21 protein-coding genes are annotated in these 23,269 nt (G+C 70.3%); 14 read left to right on the top strand and 7 right to left on the bottom strand.

Annotated features, from left to right (window positions below):
* On the top strand, positions 1-1,075 hold a 1,075-nt coding region (locus VQ02_RS19205; RefSeq protein ID WP_048445818.1), incomplete at its 5' end, for an SPL family radical SAM protein.
* A 4-nt stretch (positions 1,076-1,079) separates the two neighbouring features.
* Here VQ02_RS19205 and msrB read toward each other — a convergent pair.
* The 3 genes from msrB to VQ02_RS19220 form a co-directional block, all read right to left on the bottom strand.
* Positions 1,080-1,484: a peptide-methionine (R)-S-oxide reductase MsrB gene (gene msrB, locus VQ02_RS19210; RefSeq protein ID WP_048445819.1), complete on the bottom strand. Its 405-nt coding sequence runs from the start codon at positions 1,482-1,484 to the stop codon at positions 1,080-1,082.
* 202 nt (positions 1,485-1,686) lie between these two features.
* On the bottom strand, positions 1,687-2,847 hold the full coding sequence (locus tag VQ02_RS19215; RefSeq protein WP_048445820.1) for a YihY/virulence factor BrkB family protein: 1,161 nt from the start codon (positions 2,845-2,847) through the stop codon (positions 1,687-1,689).
* A gap of 165 nt (positions 2,848-3,012) precedes the next feature.
* Positions 3,013-3,669: a GntR family transcriptional regulator gene (locus VQ02_RS19220; RefSeq protein WP_048445821.1), complete on the bottom strand. Its 657-nt coding sequence runs from the start codon at positions 3,667-3,669 to the stop codon at positions 3,013-3,015.
* A gap of 161 nt (positions 3,670-3,830) precedes the next feature.
* On the opposite strand from VQ02_RS19220, the gene dctP reads away from it, so the two are divergent.
* The 6 genes from dctP to VQ02_RS19250 all read left to right on the top strand — a co-directional run bounded on the left by dctP (position 3,831) and on the right by VQ02_RS19250 (position 11,142).
* The gene (gene dctP / locus VQ02_RS19225) at positions 3,831-4,850 is read left to right on the top strand and encodes a TRAP transporter substrate-binding protein DctP (RefSeq protein ID WP_048445822.1); all 1,020 of its coding nucleotides are present in this window, start codon (positions 3,831-3,833) and stop codon (positions 4,848-4,850) included.
* A complete protein-coding gene (locus VQ02_RS19230; protein WP_048445823.1) occupies positions 4,847-5,509 on the top strand; it encodes a TRAP transporter small permease in 663 nt (220 codons plus the stop codon). Before dctP ends, VQ02_RS19230 begins: the two co-directional genes overlap by 4 nt.
* Positions 5,506-6,858: a TRAP transporter large permease gene (locus VQ02_RS19235; protein WP_048445824.1), complete on the top strand. Its 1,353-nt coding sequence runs from the start codon at positions 5,506-5,508 to the stop codon at positions 6,856-6,858. The genes VQ02_RS19230 and VQ02_RS19235 overlap by 4 nt, the downstream gene beginning before the upstream one ends.
* Positions 6,859-7,024: 166 nt before the next feature.
* Positions 7,025-8,431 (top strand): malonyl-CoA decarboxylase, encoded by a 1,407-nt coding sequence (locus VQ02_RS19240; protein ID WP_048445825.1) that lies wholly within the window; start codon positions 7,025-7,027, stop codon positions 8,429-8,431.
* Between the two features lie 100 nt (positions 8,432-8,531).
* Positions 8,532-10,055 (top strand): malonate--CoA ligase, encoded by a 1,524-nt coding sequence (locus tag VQ02_RS19245; protein ID WP_048445826.1) that lies wholly within the window; start codon positions 8,532-8,534, stop codon positions 10,053-10,055.
* 229 nt (positions 10,056-10,284) lie between these two features.
* A complete protein-coding gene (locus tag VQ02_RS19250) occupies positions 10,285-11,142 on the top strand; it encodes a PhzF family phenazine biosynthesis protein (RefSeq protein ID WP_048445827.1) in 858 nt (285 codons plus the stop codon).
* Here VQ02_RS19250 and VQ02_RS19255 read toward each other — a convergent pair.
* On the bottom strand, positions 11,126-12,235 hold the full coding sequence (locus tag VQ02_RS19255) for a branched-chain amino acid ABC transporter substrate-binding protein (RefSeq protein ID WP_048445828.1): 1,110 nt from the start codon (positions 12,233-12,235) through the stop codon (positions 11,126-11,128). The genes VQ02_RS19250 and VQ02_RS19255 overlap by 17 nt on opposite strands.
* 333 nt (positions 12,236-12,568) lie before the next feature.
* Here VQ02_RS19255 and VQ02_RS19260 point away from each other — a divergent pair, with 333 nt between their 5' ends.
* Positions 12,569-13,537 (top strand): D-2-hydroxyacid dehydrogenase family protein, encoded by a 969-nt coding sequence (locus VQ02_RS19260; protein ID WP_048445829.1) that lies wholly within the window; start codon positions 12,569-12,571, stop codon positions 13,535-13,537.
* Between the two features lie 42 nt (positions 13,538-13,579).
* On the opposite strand, the gene VQ02_RS19265 is transcribed toward VQ02_RS19260, so the two are convergent.
* A complete protein-coding gene (locus VQ02_RS19265; RefSeq protein WP_048445830.1) occupies positions 13,580-14,749 on the bottom strand; it encodes a polysaccharide biosynthesis/export family protein in 1,170 nt (389 codons plus the stop codon).
* A gap of 216 nt (positions 14,750-14,965) precedes the next feature.
* On the opposite strand from VQ02_RS19265, the gene VQ02_RS19270 reads away from it, so the two are divergent.
* The 4 genes from VQ02_RS19270 to VQ02_RS19285 all read left to right on the top strand — a co-directional run bounded on the left by VQ02_RS19270 (position 14,966) and on the right by VQ02_RS19285 (position 19,460).
* Positions 14,966-16,240: an alpha/beta fold hydrolase gene (locus tag VQ02_RS19270; protein WP_048445831.1), complete on the top strand. Its 1,275-nt coding sequence runs from the start codon at positions 14,966-14,968 to the stop codon at positions 16,238-16,240.
* Between the two features lie 23 nt (positions 16,241-16,263).
* Entirely contained in the window at positions 16,264-17,061 is a 798-nt protein-coding gene (locus VQ02_RS19275) for a Cof-type HAD-IIB family hydrolase (protein ID WP_048445832.1), read from the top strand.
* Positions 17,062-17,407: 346 nt separating this feature from the next.
* Positions 17,408-17,818 carry a hypothetical protein gene (locus VQ02_RS19280; RefSeq protein ID WP_048445833.1) on the top strand — a complete coding sequence of 137 codons (411 nt, stop codon included), beginning with the start codon at positions 17,408-17,410 and terminating at the stop codon, positions 17,816-17,818.
* Entirely contained in the window at positions 17,811-19,460 is a 1,650-nt protein-coding gene (locus VQ02_RS19285) for a hypothetical protein (protein WP_048445834.1), read from the top strand. The genes VQ02_RS19280 and VQ02_RS19285 overlap by 8 nt, the downstream gene beginning before the upstream one ends.
* 311 nt (positions 19,461-19,771) lie before the next feature.
* Here the strand turns inward: VQ02_RS19285 and VQ02_RS19290 are convergent, their stop codons facing one another.
* The gene (locus VQ02_RS19290; RefSeq protein ID WP_048445838.1) at positions 19,772-20,350 is read right to left on the bottom strand and encodes a tyrosine phosphatase family protein; all 579 of its coding nucleotides are present in this window, start codon (positions 20,348-20,350) and stop codon (positions 19,772-19,774) included.
* A 203-nt stretch (positions 20,351-20,553) separates the two neighbouring features.
* On the opposite strand from VQ02_RS19290, the gene VQ02_RS19295 reads away from it, so the two are divergent.
* Positions 20,554-21,639: a TRAP transporter substrate-binding protein gene (locus tag VQ02_RS19295; protein ID WP_048445835.1), complete on the top strand. Its 1,086-nt coding sequence runs from the start codon at positions 20,554-20,556 to the stop codon at positions 21,637-21,639.
* 24 nt (positions 21,640-21,663) lie between these two features.
* Here the strand turns inward: VQ02_RS19295 and VQ02_RS19300 are convergent, their stop codons facing one another.
* A complete protein-coding gene (locus VQ02_RS19300) occupies positions 21,664-21,855 on the bottom strand; it encodes a hypothetical protein (protein ID WP_048445836.1) in 192 nt (63 codons plus the stop codon).
* Positions 21,856-22,232: 377 nt separating this feature from the next.
* Between VQ02_RS19300 and VQ02_RS19305 the strand changes: the two genes are divergently transcribed.
* Positions 22,233-23,269, top strand: a 1,037-nt coding sequence (locus VQ02_RS19305) for a deoxyribodipyrimidine photo-lyase (protein ID WP_048445837.1), incomplete at its 3' end; no start/stop codon positions are given.

Here is a 23,269-nt window from a genome sequence, read left to right on the forward strand (position 1 = left end):
CCCGGCCCCCGCCCGCACCGCCCGCCTCTGGCGCCCGCGCCGGGTCCTCGTCACCGCGGCGGCGCGGGAGCACGCCCACGGACGGGCGATCATGGAACGGGCGGAGGCCCTCGGCCTGACCGTCGAGGCGCTGCCCGGCAACCGGATCACCGGCCTGCGCCATCCCGACCCGCGCCGGGCCTACATCGAGGCGAAGAACACCCTCGCGGTGGTGGTGGCGCCACCCGCCAAGCTGAAGCTGCAGCCGATCCCGCCGAGCGCCGACTGGCGGGTCGACCTGGCGGAGGGCTGCCCCGCCCATTGCCAGTACTGCTACCTCGCCGGCTCGCTCACCGGACCGCCGGTCACCCGGGTCTACGCCAACCTGCCGGAGATCCTGCAGAACCTGGCGTCCTACGTCGGCCGCGGCGCCGTCACCTCGGGCACGGCCGAGCGGGCGCACGAGGGCACCACCTTCGAGGCGTCCTGCTACACAGATCCCCTCGGCATCGAGCACCTGACCGGGTCGCTCTCGGAGGCGATCCGGCATTTCGGCGCCTGGGACGCGCCGGTGAGCCTGCGGGCGACCACCAAGTTCGCCGCCGTCGCGCCGCTGCTCGGCCTGGCGCACGAGCGCCGCACCCGGCTGCGCTTCTCGGTCAACGCCGCGGCGGCCGCCCGCTACGAGGGCGGCACCGCGTCCCTGCGCGACCGCCTCGCCGCGATGGGGGCGGCGGCGCGGGCCGGCTACCCGGTCGGGCTGACGGTTGCGCCGATCCTCCCCGTGCCGGATTGGCAGGCGGCCTACGCCGACCTGTTCGCGCAGGCCGCGGCCTCGCTCGAGGGCGTCGAGGATCTCGACCTTACCGCCGAGCTCATCACCCACCGCTTCACCCCCGGCTCCAAGGAGGTGCTGGAGGGCTGGTACCCGGGCTCCGACCTGCCAATGCGCGAGGAGGAGCGCAGCCGCAAGCTCACCAAGTTCGGCTCGGTGAAGTACGTCTTCCCGGCCGAGCTGATGCGCGAGATGCGCCGGCACCTCACGCGGGACCTGGCCGAGCGGCTGCCGGCGGCACGAGTGCTCTACTGGACCTGAGCCCTCACTCCTGCGGCTCGAAGCCCATGGCGGCGCCGTTCATGCAGTAGCGCAGGCCGGTCGGCGCCGGGCCATCGTCGAAGACGTGGCCGAGATGGCCCTTGCAGCGGGCGCAGTGCACCTCGGTGCGGGTCATGAAGAAGGAGCGGTCGGTCTCGGTCTCCACCGCGCCCTCGAGCGGCGCGTAGAAGCTCGGCCAGCCGGAGCCGGATTCGTACTTGGTGCCGGATTCGAACAGCGGCTGGCCGCAGCCGGCGCACACGAAAGTGCCGGCGCGCTTCTCGTGGTTGAGAGGGCTGGTGCCGGGCCGCTCGGTGCCGTGCTCGCGGAGCACCCGGTACTGCTCGGGCGTCAGCTCCCGGCGCCACTCCGCTTCGGTGCGGGTCTCGGCGGTATCGTTTCCGGCCATCGGGGCCTCTCCTGGTGCTTCCCTGATTCGCAAGGCCCCAAGATGGTGGTGCACGCGGCATCTGGCGAGGTGCCGCGGCGCCATTGCGCGCCTCAGCGGACACACACGGAGCGTGTCCGCTGAGGCGTTCGTTCCCGCATCATCGTCTCAGCCGGATGGGCGACCGCTCCGGCACCGGCCGGTCCGGCCGGCGGATCGATGCTCAGGCCGGCGCTCCGACCGTGTCCGCCATCCGCGCCCGGCGGGTGCCCATCGGCTGCTCCGGCCCGGTCGTGGTGTCACGGGCGGTCTGGTGCTCGAGCTCGGCGTTGATCTCGCCCCCGAGCAGCACGATCGTCGACGAGATCCAGATCCAGGTCATGAAGCCGATCGCGGCGCCGAGCGAGCCGTAGGTCTCGTTGTAGCTGCCGAAATGGGCGACGTACCAGGAGAAGCCGATCGAGGCGATGAGCCAGACCACCCCGGCGGTCAGACTTCCGGGGGTGACCCAGCGCCAGCGCGCCAGGTCGCGGCTCGGGCCGTAGCGGTAGAGCAGGGCCAGGACGAAGAGCAGGATCGCCAGGAGCGCCGGCCAGCGCAGCAGCGCGATGTACCAGGCCGTCGGGCTGATGTTGATGCCGAAGTTGCCGAGGAAGTTCAGCGCCACCGGCAGCACCACGATGCAGCCCAGTGCCACGATCACGAACAGCAGGGCGCCGAACGTGAAGGTGAGCGAGCGCAGGTTGAGCTGGATGAAGCTGCGCTTCTCGTCCTCCTCATAGACGATGTTGAGGGCGTCGAACATCGCCTTCATGCCCGCATTGGCACTCCACAGCGAGATCGCGAGGCTGGTGAAGAAGGTGATGCCCAGCGTCGTGCCGCCCTTGGCGGTGATGCGCTTGACCTGCTCGCCGATGATCTCGAGGGCGCCCGAGGGCACCACGCCCTGGAGCAGGGCGAGGTGGTCGTTGATCGTGCTCGGATCGGTGAACAGGCCGTAGAGCGAGACCAGGGCCGCCACCGCCGGGAAGATGGCGAGCAGGGTGTAGAAGGTCACGCCGGCCGCCACCGACAGCACCCGGTCCTTCTGGAACTCGAGGTAGACGCGGTAGAGCACGTCCTTCCAGCCCTTCGCCGGGATCTCGGTCGGCGTATCGGCCTTGCGGCCCCGCTCCGGCTCGGTGTCGGCGACCCACTGGGCCGGGCGCCCCGAATACGACTTGGCGCCGCCGCCGAGATGCCGGGTCGGATCGGGCGGGGCATCCGCGATGCCGTCCGGCCGCCGCGCCGTGACGAGGCGCACCAGGGCAAGGCCGAGCATGACGGTCCACAGGGCCGAGGTCACGCCGGACGTGGCGGAACCGGAGCGGGGTTCGGGCGGCATCGCGACACCAGGGGAAGGAGGATCTCGACGGCTCACAAGCGTGAGCGCTCGGGATCACAACGTCGCGTGGTCGGGGACGTTCCGGCTCCAGCAAAGTGCCGTCAGGTCAATGGGTTGACTTGCGTCAAGGGGGGCGGCTCGACGCCGGCGCCGGGGTGGGCCGGGTCAGGCCGCCGCGCTGCCGCCCGGCAGGCTCAGGATCAGGTCGGAGAAGCGGTCGCCCTGCACCAGCACGTGGGCGCGCAGGCGCTCGCCGGCCAGCGCCTCGTCCCCGGCGAGGATCGCCTCCACCACCCCCTCGTGCTCGGCCAGCGACTGCCGCAGCCGGTTGCGGGCGCGAAGCTGGATCCGCCGGAACGGCGCCAGGCGCCGGCCCAAGGTCAGCGCCTGCTCGCACAGGAAGCCGTTGCGCGAGGCACGGTAGATCACTGCGTGGAAGACCGCGTTCTCGGCGTAGTAGGTCTCGGTGTCGCCCTCGGCCGCGGCGGCCCGGCAGGCCTCCAAAGCCGCCACGAGGGCGCACTGGTGCTCCGGCGTCAGCCGGCGGGCGGCGAGGCGGCCGCAGGCGGCTTCCAGCTCGGCCATCGTCTCGAACATCTCGAGCAGCCGGGCGGGCTCCGGGGTGCTCACCACGGCGCCGCGGCGCGGCTTGACCTCGATCAGCCCCGTCACGGCGAGCTGAAGCAGCGCCTCGCGGATCGGCGTGCGCGAGACCCCGAACCGAGCCGCGAGCTGGACCTCGTCGAGCCGGTCGCCGGGCCGCAGGACCCCGTCCACGATCTCGTCCTCGATCGTCTGCCGCAGCCGTTGGGCGTGGCTCATGCTCGATCCCGCCTTCCACCATCGGTGAATATGCACGAACGTTGACAAAATATACAAGATCGGCGTCTTCTGGATGTATGGAACGGCGGGACAACAACCTGCCCTTGCGTCAACGCCATGAGACGCGGGACGAGAGCCGCGCTCACCTCAGAGGAAACGCCATGGCCCTCACCCGCCGCACCCTCGTGGCCGCCGGCCTCGCCGCCCCCGCCCTGATCGGCCTTGGCCGCGCCGCGCAGGCCGCAACGACCCTGAAGCTGTCTCACCAGTTCCCGGGCGGCACGATCGACGAGGGCGACTTTCGCGACCGGATGTGCCGCAAGTTCGCGGCCGCGGTGAAGGAGCGCTCGAAGGGCGCGCTGGAGGTCCAGGTCTATCCCGGCTCGTCGCTGATGAAGACCAACGCCCAGTTCAGCGCGATGCGCAAAGGCGCCCTCGACATGAGCCTCTACCCGCTGCCCTATGCCGGCGGCGAGGTGCCGGAGACCAATATTGGGCTGATGCCGGCGCTGGTGACCTCCTACCAGCAGGCGATGGCCTGGAAGGCGGCGCCGGTCGGCCGCAAGCTCACCGAGATCCTGCTCGCGAAGAACATCGTCATGGTCTCGTGGGTCTGGCAGGCGGGAGGCGTGGCGAGCCGCGAGCGCCCGCTGGTGCGGCCGGAGGACGCCAAGGGCCTGAAGGTCCGGGGCGGCTCGCGCGAGATGGACCTGATGATGAAGGCCGCTGGCGCCGCGACGCTCAGCCTGCCCTCGAACGAATCCTACGCGGCGATGCAGACGGGCGCCTGCGACGCGGTCATCACCTCCTCGACGAGCCTGATCTCGTTCCGGCTCGAGGAACTGGCGAAGTCCCTCACCTCGGGTCGCGGCCGTTCGTACTGGTTCATGCTCGAGCCGATCATGATGTCGAAGGCGATCTTCGACGGCCTGCCGAAGGACCAGCGCGACCTGATCATGACGGTCGGCGCCGAGCTCGAGTCCTTCGGCCAGGAGGGGGCGCAGGCCGACGACACGAGGGTCGAGCAGATCTTCGGGAAGGCCGGCGCCAAGGTCGAGACCCTCGACGAGGCGACGCTGAACCGGTGGCGCGACATCGCCCGCGACTCGGCCTGGAAGGACTACGCGGCGAAGTCGTCGTCCTGCGCCGAGATGCTGAAGCTCGCGGAGGCGGTCGCGTGAGCCACGCCTTCGACGCGGCCTCCGCCGCCGCGGAGCCGGACCGCGCCGCCGCGGCGCGAGCCCGGCTGCCCGGCCCGCTCGCCGGCATCGAGGCCGCGATGAGCGGCCTCAACCGGGTCATCCTGCTGCTCGGCGGCGGCGCCCTCGTGGCGGCCTGCCTGGTGCTCAGCTACAGCGTCGTGGTCCGCTACTTCCTGAAGATCCCGACGGAGTGGCAGGACGAGACGGCGGTGTTCCTCATCGTCGGCGCCACCTTCCTGTCGGCGGCCGGCGTGCAGGCGAAGCGCGGCCACGTCGCCATCGAGGCGCTGACCGGCCTGCTGTCGCCGCAGGTCAACCGCCTGCGCCTGCTCCTGGCTGACGTCATCAGCCTCGCCTTCGTGGCGTTCTTCGCCTGGAAGAGCTGGACGCTGCTGCACGAGGCCTGGGTCGACGGCCAGATCTCGCAATCGACCTGGGGCCCGCCGCTCTGGATCCCCTACTCGCTGATGGCGGTCGGCATGACGCTCCTCGCCCTGCAGTTCCTGCTCCAGATCGCCGAGGCGGTCACGAGCGGCCCGGCGGCGGCGGGCTTTGCCGATCCCAAGGTGGGCCTCGGGGCCGACCTGAACGTCGACCAGATCGACCGGAACGCCCCGCAGAAAGGACCGGCCCGATGAGCACCGCGATCATCGGCACCCTCTACGCGGGGGCGACCCTCGGGGCGATGCTCGCCGGCATCCCGATCGCCTTCGCGCTCGGCGCGGTGGCCTTGGTGTTCATGCTGGCCTTCATGCCCGGCGCCTCCCTCGATACGGTGGCGCAGAACGTCTACGAGGAGATGGCCTCGATCACGCTGCTGTCGATCCCGCTCTTCATCCTGAAGGGCGCGGCGATCGGCCGGTCGAAGGCGGGCCAGGACCTCTACTCGGCGATGCACGCCTGGATGCACAAGATCCCGGGGGGCCTCGGCATCGCCAACGTCTTCGCCTGCGCGCTGTTCGCCGCCATGGCGGGGTCGAGCCCGGCGACCTGCTCGGCGATCGGCTCGGCCGGCATCCCGGAGATGCGCCGGCGCGGCTATTCCGGGGGCTTTGCCGCCGGCATCATCGCGGCGGGGGGCACGCTGGGCATCCTCCTGCCGCCCTCGATCACCATGATCCTCTACGCGGTGGCGGCCGAGCAGTCCCTCGGGCGGCTGTTCCTCGCCGGCATCGGCCCCGGGCTCCTTCTGGTGCTGCTCTTCGCCGCCTACGCGGCCTGGCGCTTCCGGCGGGAATTCGCCACGGCGCGGGCGGCCTACGCCACCGGCGGGCCCGAGCACCCGATCCTGGCCGAGGACCGCTACTCGATGGCGGAGCGCTTCTCGACCCTGCCCCGGGTGCTGCCCTTCGTGGTGCTGCTCACCGGCGTGATGGTGGCGCTCTACGGCGGCTACGCCACCCCCTCCGAGACCGCGGGCCTCGGCGGCATCCTGGCGTTGGTGCTGATCGCCTGCATCTACGGCGTCTGGCGGGCCCGGGACGTGAGCCCGATCCTGACGGCGACGCTGCGGGAATCGACCATGCTGATGCTCATCATCGGCATGTCGCTGCTCTACGCCTACGTGATGAGCTACCTCCACATCTCGCAGGCCGCCGCCGCCGCGATCGTGGGGATGCACCTCTCGCCCTGGCTCCTGCTCCTGACCATCCTGCTCCTGGTGGTGGGCCTCGGCTTCTTCCTGCCGCCGGTCTCGATCATCCTGATGACCGCGCCGATCATCCTGCCGCCGCTCAAGGAAGCGGGCTTCGACCTGGTCTGGTTCGGCGTGGTGATGACGATCACCATGGAGATGGGGCTGATCCACCCGCCGGTGGGCCTCAACATCTTCGTCATCAAGAACATCGCGCCGGACATCCCGCTCTCGGAGATCATCTGGGGTACCCTGCCCTTCGTGATCCTGATGGGGATCGCGATCCTGGTCCTCTGCGTCGCGCCCGGCATCGCCCTGTGGCTGCCGGATCTCCTCTTGCCCTCGACCAAGTAGCGGCGCCACCATGCCCTGGACGAAACCGGGCCCCGCGCGCGACAGTCGAGGGCAGAGGCCCTCCCTCCCCTCCGCTTCCCCGGCGGAGCCCTATCTCTCGACGAGGGCCAGCGCCGCGGCGGATCCGCCGAGCGGGACCCGGCGGCACGGACGTGAGCAGAGCGACATGGCGGCGATCTCCTTCCTCGGCGACCTCCTCCAGAGCATCTCGGACCGGGGCCGCGGGCTGATCGCCTTCGGCCGCGGCGACCTCGCCAAGGCGAGCGTCGCCGAGGTGGTGAAGCTCTGCGAGGACCTGATCTCCCGGCGCGGCGAGGCCTCCGGCGTCGCCCTCGCCCGCATCATCCTCGACCGCTACGAGAGCTTCGGACCGGCCGACCGGCAGGACTTCCTGCGCCGCGTCGCCCTCGAGTTCGGGGCCGACCACGCGGTGGTCGAGAACGCCATCGCGGCCTACACGAAGGCGCCGTCCCGGGCGACCCTCGGCCGCCTGCACGAGGCGGCCGAGCCGCGCTCGCAGGAGCTGATCCGGCGGCTCAACCTCGCCCGCGACGGCACGATCGCCCTGGTGCGGATGCGCGAGGACCTGTTCTCCTTGCGCGACGCGGCCCGCCGGGCGGAGAAGCCCGACCCCGTCCTCGCCGAGGCGGTGGACAGCCTCGATTCCGACTTCGAGCACCTGTTCGCGTCCTGGTTCAACCGCGGCTTCCTGGTGCTGCGCCGGATCGACTGGACGACGCCCGCCCACATCCTGGAAAAGATCATCCGCTACGAGGCCGTCCACGCCATCTCGGGCTGGGACGACCTGCGCCGGCGCATCGAGCCGCCGGACCGGCGCTGCTTCGCCTTCTTCCACCCGGCGCTCCTCGACGAGCCCTTGATCTTCGTCGAGGTGGCGCTCACCACCGGCATCGCCTCAGCGATCGCGCCGATCCTGGCGAACGAGCGCCAGCACACCGCGACCCGCGAGGCGACGACGGCGATCTTCTACTCGATCTCGAACTGCCAGAAGGGGCTCGCCGGCATCACCTTCGGCAACTTCCTGATCAAGCAGGTGGTGGAGGATCTCTGCCGCGAGATGCCGGCGCTCAAGACCTTCGTGACCCTGTCCCCGGTGCCGGGCTTCCGCACCTGGCTCGACCGCGAGCGCCGGGCGGACGCGCCGCAGGGCCTGACCCGCGAGGACGTCGAGACCCTGCGCCTCCTCGACCAGCCCGACTGGCACGCCGACAAGGCCAAGGCGGAGACGGTGCGCAAGGCCCTGCTGCCGGCCGCCGCCTACTACTTCCTGCGGGCCAAGACCGCCCGCGGCAAGCCGGTCGACCCGGTGGCGCGCTTCCACCTCGGCAACGGCGCCCGGCTCGAGCGCCTGAACTTCTTGGGTGACGTCTCGCCGAAGGGCCTGTCCCAGGGCTACGGGCTGATGGTGAACTACCTCTACGACCTCGCGGCGATCGAGAAGAACCACGAGACCTACGCCAATCTCGGCACCGTCTCGGCCTCGCTCACCGTCAACCGCGAGTTGCGCCAGAACCTGCCGCCCGCCCGCTCCGTCGCGCTGGCAGAGGCGTGAGACTTCTCCCCTCTCCCCGTCCGCGGGGAGAGGAGAATCCCGCGTTCTTCGAGTGGACGGTGTGGCCGCTCATCTCGCCGACGACTGAAGAGTCCTGCCCATGTCCAACCACTTCTTCGACATCGTCCGCTCCCGCCTCCCCGCCGATCCGGCGGCCAAGGTCTTCCTGGAGACGCCCGAGGGGCTGCGCTGGACCTACGCCGACCTGATCGCCGAGTCCGGCCGCTACGCCGCCGCGCTCGTCGGCCTCGGGGTCGCGCCCGGCGACCGGGTCGCCGTGCAGGTCGAGAAGAGCCCGGCGGTGATCGCGCTCTATCTCGGCTGCGTCCGGGCGGGCGCGGTCTTCCTGCCGCTCAACACCGGCTACACCCCTGCCGAGATCGCCTACTTCCTCGGCGACGCCGAGCCGGCCCTGTTCGTCTGCGATCCGGCCAAGCTCGACGCGCTCAAGGCCGTGGCCGAGACGGCCGGCGTCAAGCAGGTCGGCACCCTCGACGCCAACGGCGAGGGCACCATGGCGGCCGAGGCCGCGGGCCAGACCGGCGACTTCGCCGACGTGCCACGCAGCCCCGACGACCTCGCAGCGATCCTCTACACCTCGGGCACCACCGGGCGGTCGAAGGGCGCGATGCTGACCCACGACAACCTGTCCTCGAATGCCCTGACGCTGGTCGATGACTGGCGCTTCACCCCGAACGACGTGCTGATCCACGCCCTGCCGGTGTTCCACACCCATGGCCTGTTCGTCGCCACCAACACGGTGCTGATGTCGGGCGCAGGCATGATCTTCTTGCCGAAGCTCGATCCGCCGCTGATCCTGTCGCTGATGGGCCGGGCCACCGCGCTGATGGGCGTGCCGACCTTCTACACCCGCCTCCTCAAGGAGCCAGGCCTGACCCGCGAGGCGACCGCCGGCATGCGCCTGTTCGTCTCCGGCTCGGCGCCGCTGCTCGCCGAGACCCACCGCGAGTGGCAGGAGAAGACCGGCCACGCGATCCTCGAGCGCTACGGCATGACCGAGACCAACATGAGCACCTCGAACCCCTATGACGGCGACCGGGTCGCCGGCACGGTCGGGTTCCCGCTGCCCGGCGTCTCGCTGCGGGTGGTCGATCCGGAGACCGGCCGGCCCATGGCGCCGGACGAGGTCGGCATGATCGAGGTGCGCGGCCCGAACGTGTTCAAGGGCTACTGGCGCATGCCGGAGAAGACCGCCGCCGAGTTCAAGGCCGACGGCTTCTTCATCACCGGCGACCTCGGCAAGATCGACGAGCGCGGCTACGTCCACATCGTCGGGCGCGGCAAGGACCTGATCATCACCGGCGGCTTCAACGTCTACCCGAAGGAGGTCGAGACCGAGATCGACGGGCTACCCGGCGTGCTCGAATCGGCGGTGATCGGCGTCCCGCACCCGGATTTCGGCGAGGGCGTCACGGCGGTGGTGGTGCCCCGCGGAAGCGATGCACCCAGCGAGGCCGCGATCCTCTCGGCCCTCGAAGGGCGGCTGGCCAAGTTCAAGCTGCCCAAGCGCGTCATCATCGCGGACGAGCTGCCCCGCAACACCATGGGCAAGGTGCAGAAGAACCTGCTGCGCGAGACGCACAAGGGGTTGTACGGGAGCTGAGCACCACTCCTCGAAGCGGTGACCGCTTCGACGGCAGAGATGCTGCGGTAGGCACGCAGAATCGCACCACGCGGTTCTGCCCCAGGTCCGTCGGCTACCCCTGCGGGGGCCGCCGGCCCCGCGCTACCGCAGACCTCGGAAGCGGGTTCGTTCACGACCGCCGATCGTGGAGTATTCTCCATCCCGGATCCGAGGACGGCGCCGGCCGTCGCGAGCCTGGAGGAACGGGATGAGTGCGCGCTTCGCCCTGGTCGACGTGTTTCACGACGGGGCCTTCACCGGCAACCCGCTCGCCGTGGTGAGCGGGGTCGACCTCGACGCCGCGGCGATGCAGGCGATGGCGCGCTGGTTCAACCTGTCGGAGACGGTCTTCCTGCTGCCGCCGACCGACACGAGCGCCGATTACCGGGCGCGGATCTTCACCCTCGCCCACGAGCTGCCTTTCGCCGGCCACCCGACGCTGGGGGCCTGCCATGCCTGGCTCGCCCTCGGCGGCCGGCCGCGCCGGCCGGACCGCATCGTGCAGGAATGCGGCGCCGGCCTGGTGCCGATCCGGCAGGAGGCCGACCGCCTCGCCTTCGCGGCGCCGCCGCTCCTGCGGGCCGGGCCGGTGGACGAGGCCACCCTGCGAGACATCGTGACGGTGCTGCGGATCGACCCGGACCAGATCGTCGAGGCGCGCTGGGCCGACAACGGCCCGGGCTGGGTCGGGGTGATGCTGGCCTCGGCCGAGGAGGTGCTCGCCGTCGAGCCGATCCGGCGCCACGAGGGCCGGATCGACATCGGCCTCGTCGGCGCCCACGCTCCCGGCGGCGAGGTGGCGTGGGAGATCCGCACCCTGTTCAGCGACGGCCAGGGCGCGCTCGTCGAGGATCCGGTGACGGGCAGCTTCAACGCCGCCGTCGCCGGCTGGCTGCGGGAGACCGGGCGCGCGACCGGGGCCTACGTCGCCGCGCAGGGAACCCGGCTCGGTCGCCGCGGCCGGGTCTTCGTCGATTACGAGGCGGGCGGCGCGGACTGGATCGGCGGGCGCACCCTCACGGTGGCAGAGGGCACGATGCCGCTGTCGTTCAATTCGCGTAGCTGAAGGCGCCGTCGCGCCAGACGTAGAGCACGTAGCCGGGCGCCGTCACGTCGCCCTTCTGGTCGAAGCCGACATTGCCGAGCACCAGGTTGAAGCGCTCCGCGTGCAGGGTCTCGGCGATGGCCTTCGGTTCGGCGGACTTCGCGAAGTTGCCGGCCTCGACCAGCGCCTGGAGCGCGGCGTAGCCGTAGAGGGTGAAGCCGGCGGGGTCGATCCCGTCGGCCTGGAGCGCCTTCACGGCGGCCGCGGCTTCCGGCTTGCGGCGCAGGTCAGGGTTGAAGGTCATCAGCACGCCGTCGCTCGCCGGGCCGGCGAGCACGCCGAACTCCCGGGTGGCGATGCCGGAGGTGCCGAACCATTGCGGGCGGTAGCCGGCTTCCGCCGCCTTGCGCACCAGCTTGCCCATCTCCTGGTAGTGGCCGCCGTAATAGACCACCTCGATCCCCGCCCCCTGCAGGCGCTTGATGAGGGCCGCGTCATCGGTCTGGCCCGGCACGATCGCGGCGAACAGGGTCTCGTTCTGGCCGATCTTGTTCAGGTTGGCCTTGGTCGACTCGGCGAGGTTCCGCGACAGAGGCGTGTCGTCGTAGAGGATCGCGATCTTCTTGTCGCGGAAGCGCTCGGCCAGGATCGTGGCCGACAGCCGGCCCTGGTCATCCTCTCGCCCCGAGACCCGGAAGATCGTGGGCAGGCCCCGGTCGGTCAGGCGCGCGGCGTTGGAGGCCGGGCTGATCATCACGGCGCCGGCAGCGGCGTAGACGTCGGAGGCGGCGAGCGACGCGCTGGAGCAGACGTGGCCGATCACCAGCCGGATCCCGGCGCGCACGAAGCGCTCGGCCACCGCCATGGCCTGGCCCGGATCGCAAGCATCGTCCTGCACGTCGAGGACGATCGGCTCGCCGGCGAGCCCCCCGCGGGCGTTGGCGTCCCGCACCGCGGCCTGCACGCCCTGGAGCACCTGCTCGCCGATGCCGGCGACCGCCCCCGTGCGCGGGACCGCGACCCCGATGGTCACGTCGGCGCGGGCCGTCCCCGCCCCGCACAGCAGCGCTCCGATCGCCAGCCACAGGGCGGCGATGGCCCCGTTGCGCGTCATCCTCGGCGCTCCCGCATGGTTCGAACCACTCCGTCCTCCGGACCCAACCGTCCAGCCCGTGCCGGCCGCTTAGCACGGCCGCCGCCCCTTGTCCGTGCGGACCCGCGAGAGCGCCCGCTCTATCGGGCGTGAGCCCGCAGGGGCGCAAGGGGGCTGCGGCGCGTCAGGGTGCTGCGGCGAGCATAGCACGGCCGCTCCGGCTGGAACGCCCATCCGGTGCCGGATATTGACGGATTCGTGCCGTGGACGGGTCGGGGGCGCGAGCGCCGACATCGATCCGCTCGCCCCGCGAACGCGGTCGTTCGCGGGGACGGCGTGGGGAGGAACAGGGTGATGACGCAGGCCGCCGAAATCCGGGTCGCGGTGCTCGACGATTACCAGGACGTGGCCGCCGGGCTGGCGGAGTGGGGCAGCCTCGGGCCGGAAGTCGCGGTCGACTTCCTGCACGAGCCGATCCCGCGGGCCGAGGCGGCGGCGCGGCTCGCGCCCTACGACGTGCTCTGCCTGATGCGCGAGCGCATGCCCCTCGACGCGGACCTGATCGCCGCGCTTCCCGCCCTGCGCCTCGTGGTGTTCACCGGCGGGCGCAACCCGTCCGTTGACACCGCGGCTCTGGCGGCGCGCGGCGTCACGGTGTGCAACACCCGCAACGGCGAGGGCGGCATCGCCACCGCCGAGCTGGCCGTCGCCCTGATGCTCGCCTGCGCCCGCTCCCTGCCGCGGGAATTCGCCAACATGGCGGGAGGGCGCTGGCAGGAGACGCTCGGCGAGGGCCTCGAGGGGCGCACCCTCGGCATCCTCGGCCTCGGGCGCATCGGCGCCCGGGTGGCAGCGGTCGGTCGGGCCCTCGGCATGCGGCCGGTGGCCTGGAGCCCGAACCTGACGCATGAGCGGGCCGAGGCCGGCGGCGCGGCCCTGGTCGGCCGCGAGGCGCTGTTCTCGGAGAGCGACGTCCTCAGCCTGCACATGGTGCTGGCGTCCTCGACCCGCGGCATCGTCGGGGCGGCGGAGCTCGCCCGGATGCGGCCGGGCGCGATCCTGATCAATACCTCCCGCGGCCCCCTCATCGACGAGGCGGCGCTGGTCGCGGCTCTGCGCGAGGGCCGCATCCGGGCCGGGCTCGACGTGTTCGATCGGGAGCCCCTGCCCGCCGACCACCCGCTGCGCGGGCTGCCGAACGCCGTGCTGACGCCGCATCTCGGCTACGTCACGCAGAGCACCTTCCGGATGTTCTACGAGGACACCGTCGAGGCCATCGCGGCCTGGCGCCGGGGCGCGCCGGTGCGGGTGGTGACGGCCTGAAAGCTGCGGGCGGGGGGCGCCGCGGCGGCCCCCGCCGGCCCGTCAGCGCACGCCGGAATAGACCGAGGCGCCGGCCGTGACCGGTGCCGTGATGGTCGAGAACACGCCGAGCACCTTCTGGACCTCGGTGAAGGGGGCGTTCGAGACGTAGACGAGGTCGCGGTTGCGCATCCGGAACGCCTGGGAGACGAACAGGCTGTTGGGATCGCGCATGTTGATCCGGTAGACCACCGGCACGAAGTTCGAGGAGAGAAGCGGGCTCGCCGGGCGCAGGCGGCGCACCACCGAGGCCGGCTCGAACCGGAACAGGAACACGCCGGCCGGGTCGGCCTGGAAGTCCGACAGGCCCCGGGCCTTGGCGAGCGCCTGGGCGAGCGTGATGCCCTCGGCCGAGAACGGGATCTCGGCCTGGGCGCCGAGCGCGCCGACGGCCAGGAAGGTCTGGGGATCGCGCACCAGGGTGAGGGTGTCGCCCGGGCGCAGGAAGATGTTCTCGCGCGGGTTGGAGACGACCGCCGTGAGGGGCACCGTGGCGGTGGTCGAGCCGCGCGAGAGCCGCACGAAGGTCTCACTCACCGGGGCGCGCACGCCGCCGGCAGTGGCGACCACGTCGAGCAGGCGGTCGCCCTTGGTGGAGAGCGGCACGCGGGCGCCCGCCGTCACCTCGCCGGTCACCGTCACGGCGGTGCTGGTCGGCTGCACGATCGTGACGATGACCTGCGGCTCGATCGCCTTGCCGGCGAGCTCCTGCTCGATCTGGGCCTGGACGTCCTGGACGCGCTTGCCCGCCACCTGGATGCGGCCGGCATAGGGCACCGTGATGGCGCCGTCGCGGGTCACGATCTGCGGCGGGATGGTGGCCGACTTGGAGCCGGAGGAGAACCGGTCGACCGACAGCGAGCCGGAGAACAACCCGCCCGTGCTGGCCTCGTAGATCGTCACCGCCACGGAATCGCCGACGCCGATCACCGGTTCGACGGAGGGGCGGCGGTCGCCGAAGGAGGCGAGCAGGCTGTCGAGGGGGCGGCCGCGCAGGGCCTCCACGACGGCGGCGTCGACGTCGACGATCTCGTAGCGGGCGAGCAGGCCCTGGTCGGTCGCCACGTCGGCGCCCTTCTCCACCGCGCTCGCCGTCGGTCCGGACGCGGGCAGGAAATTGGAGCAGCCCGACACCGCGAGGGCGGTGCAGAGGGCGATCGGGAGTGCGCGCATCCGGGGAATAGCTCGTCCTTAGCTTGAGAGTGGCTCCTAGCCGACTCGGGCGGCCCTGTCCGTGGCCCGCGTGTCACAGTGCCTCCGGGAGCCCTCCCCTGGCGTCGCCTTCCCCGTTAGACACAGGGCCGGGCCACCACCGTCGGCGCTGTCCAAGCACGACAATGGTTACGAAATCGCGGCCCGAGGATGGCGCACCGGGGACGACAGGGCAGAATGACCAGACAGATCGGCTTCACGCCGCCCGACCCGGCCGCGCCGCCCGCCGGGCCGGTGCGACGGCGCCACGTGGTCTACCTGCCGGGCTACGACCCGGAGGCGGGCAAGCGCTACAGGGCCCTCTTCGCACGCGAGTTCGCCCGTTACGCCAAGCGCTTCGACCTCGGCCGGCGGACCATCTCTCGGGCCGAGACCAGGCCCGACGGCCTGGTGCAGGCGTGGACCGTGGAATCGGGGCGCGCCGGCACTGAGACTCACACCACCTACGAGGTGCTGCTGTGGGACGACCTAGTGCGGGCGGATTTCCGCCGGCCGCTGATCGTCTCGATGGCGCTCCTGACCTCCGGCATCCTGCACAGCGTCGCGACCGGAAAGCTCTTCCGGCTCTACGGCCTGAACTGGAAGTACGGCAACGTCATCCTGTACCCGTTCGGCATGACGCTGATCCTGGCGGCGCTCGCCGGGCTCCTCGGCTGGGGCGTCGCCCGGCTCCTCGGCGGCGTGCTGCCGGACCTCGCTGCCGCCGGGATCGGGACGCTCGCCGGCATCGGCCTCGTGCTCGCCGCCACCCCGCTCCTCGACCGCATCTTCCTGCGCCAGCTCATCAACGACTGGGTGTTCAACTGGCAGCACAGCAACGGCTGGCGCCCGGACTACGAGGCGCGCCTCGCCCTGTTCGCCGACCACGTCGCGGACCGCCTGAGGGCGGGCGGCGTCGACGAGGTGCTGATCGTCGGCCACTCCTCGGGGGCGCTCACCGCCGTCGAGGTCGCCGCCCGGGTGCTGGCCCGGGACGTCGCCCGGAACTTGCCCGCGAGCCCGCGCCTCTCGCTCCTGACCCTCGGCGCCGGGCTGCCCCTCGTCACCATCAACCCGCGGGCCCGCCGGGTGCGGGCCGAGGTGATGAGCCTCGTCGAGAGCGACCGGCTGGTCTGGGCCGACTACCAGGCGCCGCAGGACTGGATGAACTTCCCGGGCTTCAACCCCGCCCACGACCTCGGCGAGGTCCCGAAGGGCCCGGTCCGCAATCCGCTGATCCGCTCGACGCGTTTCCGCGAGCTGATCGACCCGGTCGTCTACCGCCGGATCTCGTTCAGGCCGTTCCGGATGCACTTCCAGTTCCTGATGGCCAACGACCTGCCGGGCGAGTACGACTACTTCGCCCTGACCCTCGGGCCACAGGCCCTGCGCGACCGGGTGCTCGCCCCGGCCGTGGTCCCGCTGCGACCGGAGGCGCCGCCCGAGCCGGTGCCGACGCATCGGGAGATCTGATTCCCCCTGCCGGAGGCATCCCCATGCGCATCGCCCTCGTGGTCACCGACGTCGACGGCACCCTCGTCACCGGCGACAAGCAGCTGACGCCGCGGGCGATCCAGGCCGTCGCCGCCCTGCGCACCCGCGGGATCGCCTTCACGGTGGCGTCGAGCCGCCCGCCGATCGGGCTGCGCTCCCTGGTCGAACCCCTCGGCCTCGGCCTGCCGATGGGCGCCTTCAACGGCTCGACCGTCGTTGCCCCCGACCTCTCGGTGATCGACGAGACCCTGATCCCCGAGGCGGCGGCCCGGGCCGCGGCGGCGCGGCTCGCCCGCGAGGGCGTCGACATCTGGGTCTTCGCCGACGGCGCGTGGCTGCTCACCGATCCCGACGGTCCCTACACCGACCTCGAGCGCCGCACCCTCCAGGCCGACGCCCGGAGGGTGGACGACCTCGCCCCCTATCTCGACCGCGCCGCCAAGATCGTCGGCGTCTCCCGCGACCACGCCCGCCTCGCCGACCTCGAACCCCGCCTCGCCGCCGAGATCGGCGAGGGCGCCGCGGTTCACCGCTCGCAGGCCTACTACCTCGACGTTACCCCGCCCCACGTCGACAAGGGCCACTTCGTCGCGCGCATCGCCGATGAGCTGGGCGTCCCGCTCGCGAACGTCGCGACGCTGGGCGACATGGCCAACGATACCGCGATGTTCGCCCGCGCCGGCCTGTCGATCGCGATGGGCAACGCGAGCGACGCGGTGAAGCGCGCGGCGAGCGCGGTCACGGGGACGAACGAGGCGGACGGGTTCGCCGAGGCGATCGAGCGCTACGTGCTCGCTTAGGATCGAGAACGCGATCAGCTCGACCATGTGGGGTTGCTTGCGACCATTCTCGGGCCCTCGCACCGTCCGTTTGCGGCAAGCCCGAGATCGAAATCGATGCGGCAGCATCCTGAACCGTTGGCATGATCGCCGAGTGCGTCCTGCCGACGGACGGCTCACATTGTCAGGCCAGAGCTGCACGCGTTGCATTGACTTTGCATTCGACAATCACAGGCTTGTGAGACGAAATTGAAGATCCGAACATTCGCATGCCACCGGCAAGAAAGGGCTGGTGCGTAGCATCAAACGCAAACTTGGGTTACCATGATTGAGCGCACAATCACGCAGGCGCCTCACGGAGGTAGCTATGAGCGCATCAGCGACAATCATCGTCGTCCCAGGCCTGACGCACCTGGAGGCGGACGAACTCGCGACCGCCCTGCGGGATGCCGGTGCGGATCCGGACTCAGACCTGGAGGTCCAGTCCGATGGCCGCAATGGCGAGGACAGGTATAACGAGCCCTACACCTTGCTCGCGGCAGTGATCCTTGGCCAGATTACAATGAATGCCCTGGCGATCTACCTGAGCAAAGAGCGCAAGCGCAGCACGCAGAATATCTATCTGAGGCACAGATTGCCTAACGGTGAAGAAATTGAATATGTACTCGCCGTCGATACCAGCTCCGAGGAGGCCACGAAGGCCGATCTGCTGAAGCAGATCGCCGCATTGAGAATTCCTGTTCCGGACGGCGTCGGCTTGAGATCATCCGATGGCTGACGGCGGCCAAAGTTTTACCGACGCCATCACCAATGCGGCGCTTTTCGCCCGCCTCAACACGATTGAATATCTTGATTGGCTCAGCGCCCGCAACAAGACAGTCAACGAGGCGCTGCCGCAATTCCTTCATGAGTTCACGCATCACTGGTGCTTCGACTCGATCGTCGGCAATGCGATCGCGATGGTGCGGATGCGGGCGCAGCGCTGTGCATTGGTGGACGCGGGGGCGCACGGCCCTCAGATCCTGGGCGACGTGGTTCGTGCGCGTGCGGCGGAAATCGTGCTTCGCCCCCTGGCGGAGGGCCTGGCTCTTTTCGCCGAGTTCGACATCGTGCCGGGGCGGGGACGCATCCTCTCCCGGACATCGATGGCAGCAATGATCTGCTTCGGGGTGCCGATTCCCGAAGGCAAGCATGGTTCTCACACAGCCGCCGAGCTGAGCCTCATGGTTCTCTTGCAGGGCACCAGGCTCCGACCCGATTTTCTGAAGCGCAAGACCGGCGTCTACGCGATGCCATACGAGTATGAACACGGCTATCTGTCAGGATATCTGGCCGTGAAAGCATTGTGGAGCGTACTCGCCGCGCGCGTCGCAGCACTCGGCGACAAGGACGGTTTCCTCGCATTTCTCCGCAGCTGGATCTACGACGATCCGGTCCTGGCGATGGCGATCGTCAGTGAAGATGCAGATCATCCTTCAAGACCCATCCGGACGATCGGTCAGCGCGTGTACGACCGTTTCGCCTGCCTCATCAACGCTCCGGACCTGGTGGCCATCGTTGACCAATGGATGGCAGCCGTAGAGGCCGGGGCGCCCGTGCATGCATCACTCGGCTCGAGTCAGGTCGAAATCGATCGAGCCTCGGAGGCAATCTTCAGGTTGATCAGTCGTGATGTGCGGGATACGGGTCCACTCGGCCAGTTGGCAGAGCATGCATGGACCACGCAGGCCGAACGGAAATACTGCGTGCTGGGCAGCCTTGAGAGCGTCGTCATCTGCCGAGAGGGCAAATTTCACATTGAATCGGCTGACGCGACGTTTGAGCGAGGCGAGCTGCCCATGCCGGATGGGCGCTTCGAAGGCGAGGTGTACATCGTCATGCCGTCCCGCTTGAATTGCTTGCTGATCTGCCTCGCCGCGACGGACGGCGAGGTTTATCTTCTCACATCGTACGGCAACACGAGCGACCTCGAACCAAGCGAGTTGACAGGCCACATCCTCAATCGAAAAAACAACGAGGCGATCCACGCTCTCCTTGCGAAGGCGTTGAAGCAGATGCGAAGCGTCGGCGAGGCCACAGCAATCGTCACGAAGAACCGGACGATGCTGTGCGACCAGATCTACGCCAGGCTTGCGACACTCCACACCAAGGAGGCGCACATCGCCGGCGCGCTCGATCTGCTTCGCAAGAAAGGCCTGCTCAGCGTGGTCGACAGCGATCACGCGTTGCTGCGGGCAGTGGCCGCGGTCGGTCTTGCGAATACGAGCGGTTCGGACAGTGTCTCGCTGATGTTCTTCTCGAAATCCCTAGGACTGGAGGATGGTCTAATGGAAGCGGCCATCCGCACCGCGTCGGAACGCCATGGCATGCGCCTGCTGCTGCCGGGCACTCGGTACGGCGGGGCTACAGCGCTCGTCTGAGCAGGCATCTCGTCTTTGCCAGAAAGTTGAATCATCGGCCCCGCCGCGCCTCGAACCTGCCCACCCGGCACATCTCGGCCGTGCCTGGCTGCAGCGATCATTCACCGTGCTGGCGTGAATGGCAGCACGTCGCATCAGGCAACCTTCCAGCCTCCAGGCATGACGCCACACTCTCCAAAGAGCCGATCGGCCCCGGCGTTGTCGATTGGCGCGCATGGACACGACCGGCAGTCGCAGCCGAGCATAGCAGCATGCACACGCCGGGCAGCAGGCGCACCTGCGGGGACAGCTCCTTGGCCGAGCGCGCCGGGTCAGCCCAGCGCCGCGTCCACCTCCCGCCCGCGGCCGAGGCCGCGCATCAGCTCGGCGAGGTGCGGGCGCACGCGGAGCTGCTCGGCGTGCAGGCGGCGCACCGCCTCGGTGAGGCTGCCGTCGTAGCCCAGCGCGTCGTCCGCGAAGGCGATCAGGCGGGCGTTGGGCCAGGCCTTCTCGCGCAAGGCATGGACCTTGCGGATCACCGACTCGGCATCGAGGTCCGGATGGGCCTGGCCGAGCAGCATCGTCATCGCGGCAGTCGAGCGCGAGATGCCGGCGTGACAGTGGATCAGGAGGTGCGTCTTGCGCCGCGCCGTCTCGGCCGCCAGCTCCTCGCCGAAGCGCAGGATCGCCTCCACGTCCCGGCGCTCGGGCAGCACCTGGCCGTCGATCGGATCGATGATGTCGTGGAAGCGCAGGGTCGTGCGGTGGTGCGCGTCGTAGGTGCCGAAGGCCTCGGGCTCGGGCCAGGCCGGATCGAGGATCGACAGGACGTGCGTGACGCCGCGGGTCGAGTGGTGGCCCAGTTCCTCGAGGCCGCAGACCGTGTGCAGGGAGATCGGTTCGGGCTTCACGGTCGGGTCGCTCTCCGGAAGGCGGCGGGGGCGCTCCGGCACGCCTCCGCGGGATCGGGTCCGATTAGCACGGGCCCGGACCGCGCACGAGGGCTTTCCCGGGCGGCGGAATGCGCCGTCGCCGCGTCCGCCCCGGTGCGCTTTCGCGCAAAGCGCGCTACCTCTCTGGCGCGGGTCAAGACCGATCCTCCGATGGGGAGAGCATGAAGCGTCGCGACATCCTGACGGCCGGGGTCGGCCTCGCCGGCACCGCCGCCCTGGCGGCCCCGGCCGTGGCGCAGGGCGCGCCCGAGCTGCGCTGGCGCCTGCAATCCGCCTTTCCGCGCAACCTCGACGCGCTCTACGGCGCCGCCGAGCTGTTCGCCCGCCTCGTGGCCGAGGCGACCGACAACCGCTTCCAGATCGAGGTGACGGCCGCGCCGGCGGGCGAGTCCGCCGCGCTCCTCGACGCGGTCGGGTCCGGCAGCCTCGAGATGGCCTACTCGGCCGCCTATTACGAGGTCGGCCGCGACCCGACCTACGCCCTCGCCACGGCGGCGCCCTTCGGCCTCAACGCCCGCCAGCAGAACGCCTGGATGCTGCAGGGCGGCGCCCTCGACCTGTTCAACGAGATTTTTTCCAAGAACAGGCTCTACGCCCTGCCGGGGGGCAACACCGGCACCCAGATGGGCGGCTGGTTCCGGCGCGAGGTGAAGACGGTCGCCGACCTCCAGGGCCTGCGCTTCCGCATCGCCGGCCTCGGCGCCCAAGTCTTGGCCAAGCTCGGCGTCGCGACCCAGACCCTGCCGGGCGCCGACCTCTACGCGGCGCTGGAGGGCAAGACTCTCGACGCCGCCGAGTGGATCGGCCCCTACGACGACGAGAAGCTCGGCCTCAACAAGGTGGCGCCGTTCTACTACTACCCGGGCTTCTGGGAGGGCGGTGCGATGCTGCACTTCTGGTTCAACGCCCAGAAATGGGCCGAGCTGCCGAAGGCCTACCGGGCGATCGCGCAGGGCGCGGCGGCCAGCGTCAACGGAGACCTGCAGGCCAAGTACGACGCGCGCAACCCCGCCGCCCTGCGCCGGCTGGTCGGCGGCGGCGCGCAGCTCCGCCCCTTCCCGCAGGAGGTGATGGAGGCCGCCCTCAAGGCGGCCAACGAGATCTACGCGGATCTCAGCGCCAAGAACCCCGACTTCAAGCGCGCCTACGACGCGCTGAAGACGTTTCGCAACGAGGAATATCTCTGGTTCCAGGTCGCCGAGTATACCTACGACAACTTCATGATCCGGGCCCGGGCCCGGGGCTGACCCTGCGGGCGCCCTGGCCGCCGCCTACTCGGCGGCATCCTCCCCCGGCAGGGCGCCGCGGCCCTCCTCGCGCATCAGCGCGCGCACGAGGCTCGGCACCGCCTCGAGGGCGCCCGCCAGGGTCTCGTCGGCCACGAACAGGCTCTTGATCTCCGGGCTGGTGATGCAGACGAGGCCCTCTCCGCTCTCCTCGACCCGCAGGGTAAATTGCCGCATCGCTCGACCGCTCCCTCACGCTCGGCTCCGATCGCCCCGCGATGCACGAGGCGGGCCAGAGCAGGACGGCAACGCGGAGCGCGGCCATAAGCTCCATCGAACGGAGGAGAGGCTGGCCGGCGCGTTCCGCCCTCAAGACGAGACAAAGAAAAAAGGCCACTCTCGCGAGTGGCCCGAAGTCTAGGGAGGAAACGCCCAAGGAGGGCAACGGGATCGCGACGCCATCGCGTTCCCGCATTGCAATAACATAAGTGTGCAACGCGGAATGGCAAGGCGGTATTCGCGGCAGGTCTGCCTCTTTTCGATGCAAGCCTTGCCTATCGTGCTGGATCCCTGCCCGTCACGGCCTAGTTTCGCGGGCCTGACGGGGGCGCGGGATGGCGATTCAGGCGGGGCGGATCCGGGTTCTGAAGGACGTGGCGCCGCGGGACGGCGCCTACGTGCTCTACCTGATGCAGCAGGGCATGCGCAGCCGCGACAACCCGGCCCTCGAATACGCCGTGGAGGAGGGAAACCGCCTCGGCCTGCCGGTAGTGGCGGGCTTCGGTCTCCTCGACGGGGGCAAGCACTTCCCCGAGGCCAATGCCCGTCACTACGCCTTCCTGCTCCAGGGCTTGCGCGACGCCAAGGCCGGGCTCGAGCGCCGCGGGATCGCCTTCGTGCTGCGCCGGGCGACCCCAGCCGAGGCCGCCCTGACCCTGGGCCGCAAGGCCGCGATGCTGGTCCTCGACCGCGGCTACCTGACGGTTCAGAAGAGTTGGTACGCCGCGATCGAGCGGGATTTCGACGGCCGCCTGGTCCAGGTCGAGGGCGACGTGGTGGTGCCGGTCGAGGTCGTCTCGGCCAAGCACGAATTCGCCGCCCGCACCCTGCGGCCGAAGCTGCACAGGGCCTGGGAGCCCTACCTCGCTCCGCTGCGGGCGCGGCGCGTGAAGCATCCGGCCGGGGATCTCGGCCTGGCGAGCGACCTCGACGTGTCCGATCCCGACGCGGCGCTCGCCGCGATGACCCTCGACCGCGACGTGAAGCCGGTGCGCCGCTTCCACGGCGGCGAGGCCGAGGCCCATCGCCGCCTCGACGCGTACCTCGCCGGGCCCTTTGCCGAGTACGGCACGGTGCGCAACCGGCCGGAGGCCGGGGCGGCCTCGCACCTGAGCCCCTACCTGCATTTCGGCCAGATCTCGCCGGTCGCCGCCGCCCTCAAGGTGCAGGCGGCGAAGACCGGCGGCCCGGAGGACCGGGCCGCCTTCCTGGAGGAGCTGATCGTCCGGCGCGAGCTGGCGATGAACCACGTCCACACCAACCCGGGCTACGACCGCTACGAGGCCGCGGTGCCGGACTGGGCCCGCAAGGCGCTCGCCGAGCACGCGGGCGACCCGCGCCCGCACCTCTACGACGAGGCGGCGCTGGCGGA

The sequence above is a fragment of the Methylobacterium variabile genome (genome assembly GCF_001043975.1).
Lineage (GTDB): Bacteria > Pseudomonadota > Alphaproteobacteria > Rhizobiales > Beijerinckiaceae > Methylobacterium > Methylobacterium variabile.

Coding starts and splice junctions, on each gene's coding strand:
- msrB (WP_048445819.1), bottom strand. CDS start 1,484: ATGGCCGGAAACGATACCGCCGAGACCCGCACCGAAGCGGAGTGGCGC.
- VQ02_RS19215 (WP_048445820.1), bottom strand. CDS start 2,847: ATGCCGCCCGAACCCCGCTCCGGTTCCGCCACGTCCGGCGTGACCTCG.
- VQ02_RS19220 (WP_048445821.1), bottom strand. CDS start 3,669: ATGAGCCACGCCCAACGGCTGCGGCAGACGATCGAGGACGAGATCGTG.
- dctP (WP_048445822.1), top strand. CDS start 3,831: ATGGCCCTCACCCGCCGCACCCTCGTGGCCGCCGGCCTCGCCGCCCCC.
- VQ02_RS19235 (WP_048445824.1), top strand. CDS start 5,506: ATGAGCACCGCGATCATCGGCACCCTCTACGCGGGGGCGACCCTCGGG.
- VQ02_RS19240 (WP_048445825.1), top strand. CDS start 7,025: ATGGCGGCGATCTCCTTCCTCGGCGACCTCCTCCAGAGCATCTCGGAC.
- VQ02_RS19245 (WP_048445826.1), top strand. CDS start 8,532: ATGTCCAACCACTTCTTCGACATCGTCCGCTCCCGCCTCCCCGCCGAT.
- VQ02_RS19250 (WP_048445827.1), top strand. CDS start 10,285: ATGAGTGCGCGCTTCGCCCTGGTCGACGTGTTTCACGACGGGGCCTTC.
- VQ02_RS19255 (WP_048445828.1), bottom strand. CDS start 12,235: ATGACGCGCAACGGGGCCATCGCCGCCCTGTGGCTGGCGATCGGAGCG.
- VQ02_RS19260 (WP_048445829.1), top strand. CDS start 12,569: ATGACGCAGGCCGCCGAAATCCGGGTCGCGGTGCTCGACGATTACCAG.
- VQ02_RS19265 (WP_048445830.1), bottom strand. CDS start 14,749: ATGCGCGCACTCCCGATCGCCCTCTGCACCGCCCTCGCGGTGTCGGGC.
- VQ02_RS19270 (WP_048445831.1), top strand. CDS start 14,966: ATGACCAGACAGATCGGCTTCACGCCGCCCGACCCGGCCGCGCCGCCC.
- VQ02_RS19275 (WP_048445832.1), top strand. CDS start 16,264: ATGCGCATCGCCCTCGTGGTCACCGACGTCGACGGCACCCTCGTCACC.
- VQ02_RS19280 (WP_048445833.1), top strand. CDS start 17,408: ATGAGCGCATCAGCGACAATCATCGTCGTCCCAGGCCTGACGCACCTG.
- VQ02_RS19285 (WP_048445834.1), top strand. CDS start 17,811: ATGGCTGACGGCGGCCAAAGTTTTACCGACGCCATCACCAATGCGGCG.
- VQ02_RS19295 (WP_048445835.1), top strand. CDS start 20,554: ATGAAGCGTCGCGACATCCTGACGGCCGGGGTCGGCCTCGCCGGCACC.
- VQ02_RS19300 (WP_048445836.1), bottom strand. CDS start 21,855: ATGCGGCAATTTACCCTGCGGGTCGAGGAGAGCGGAGAGGGCCTCGTC.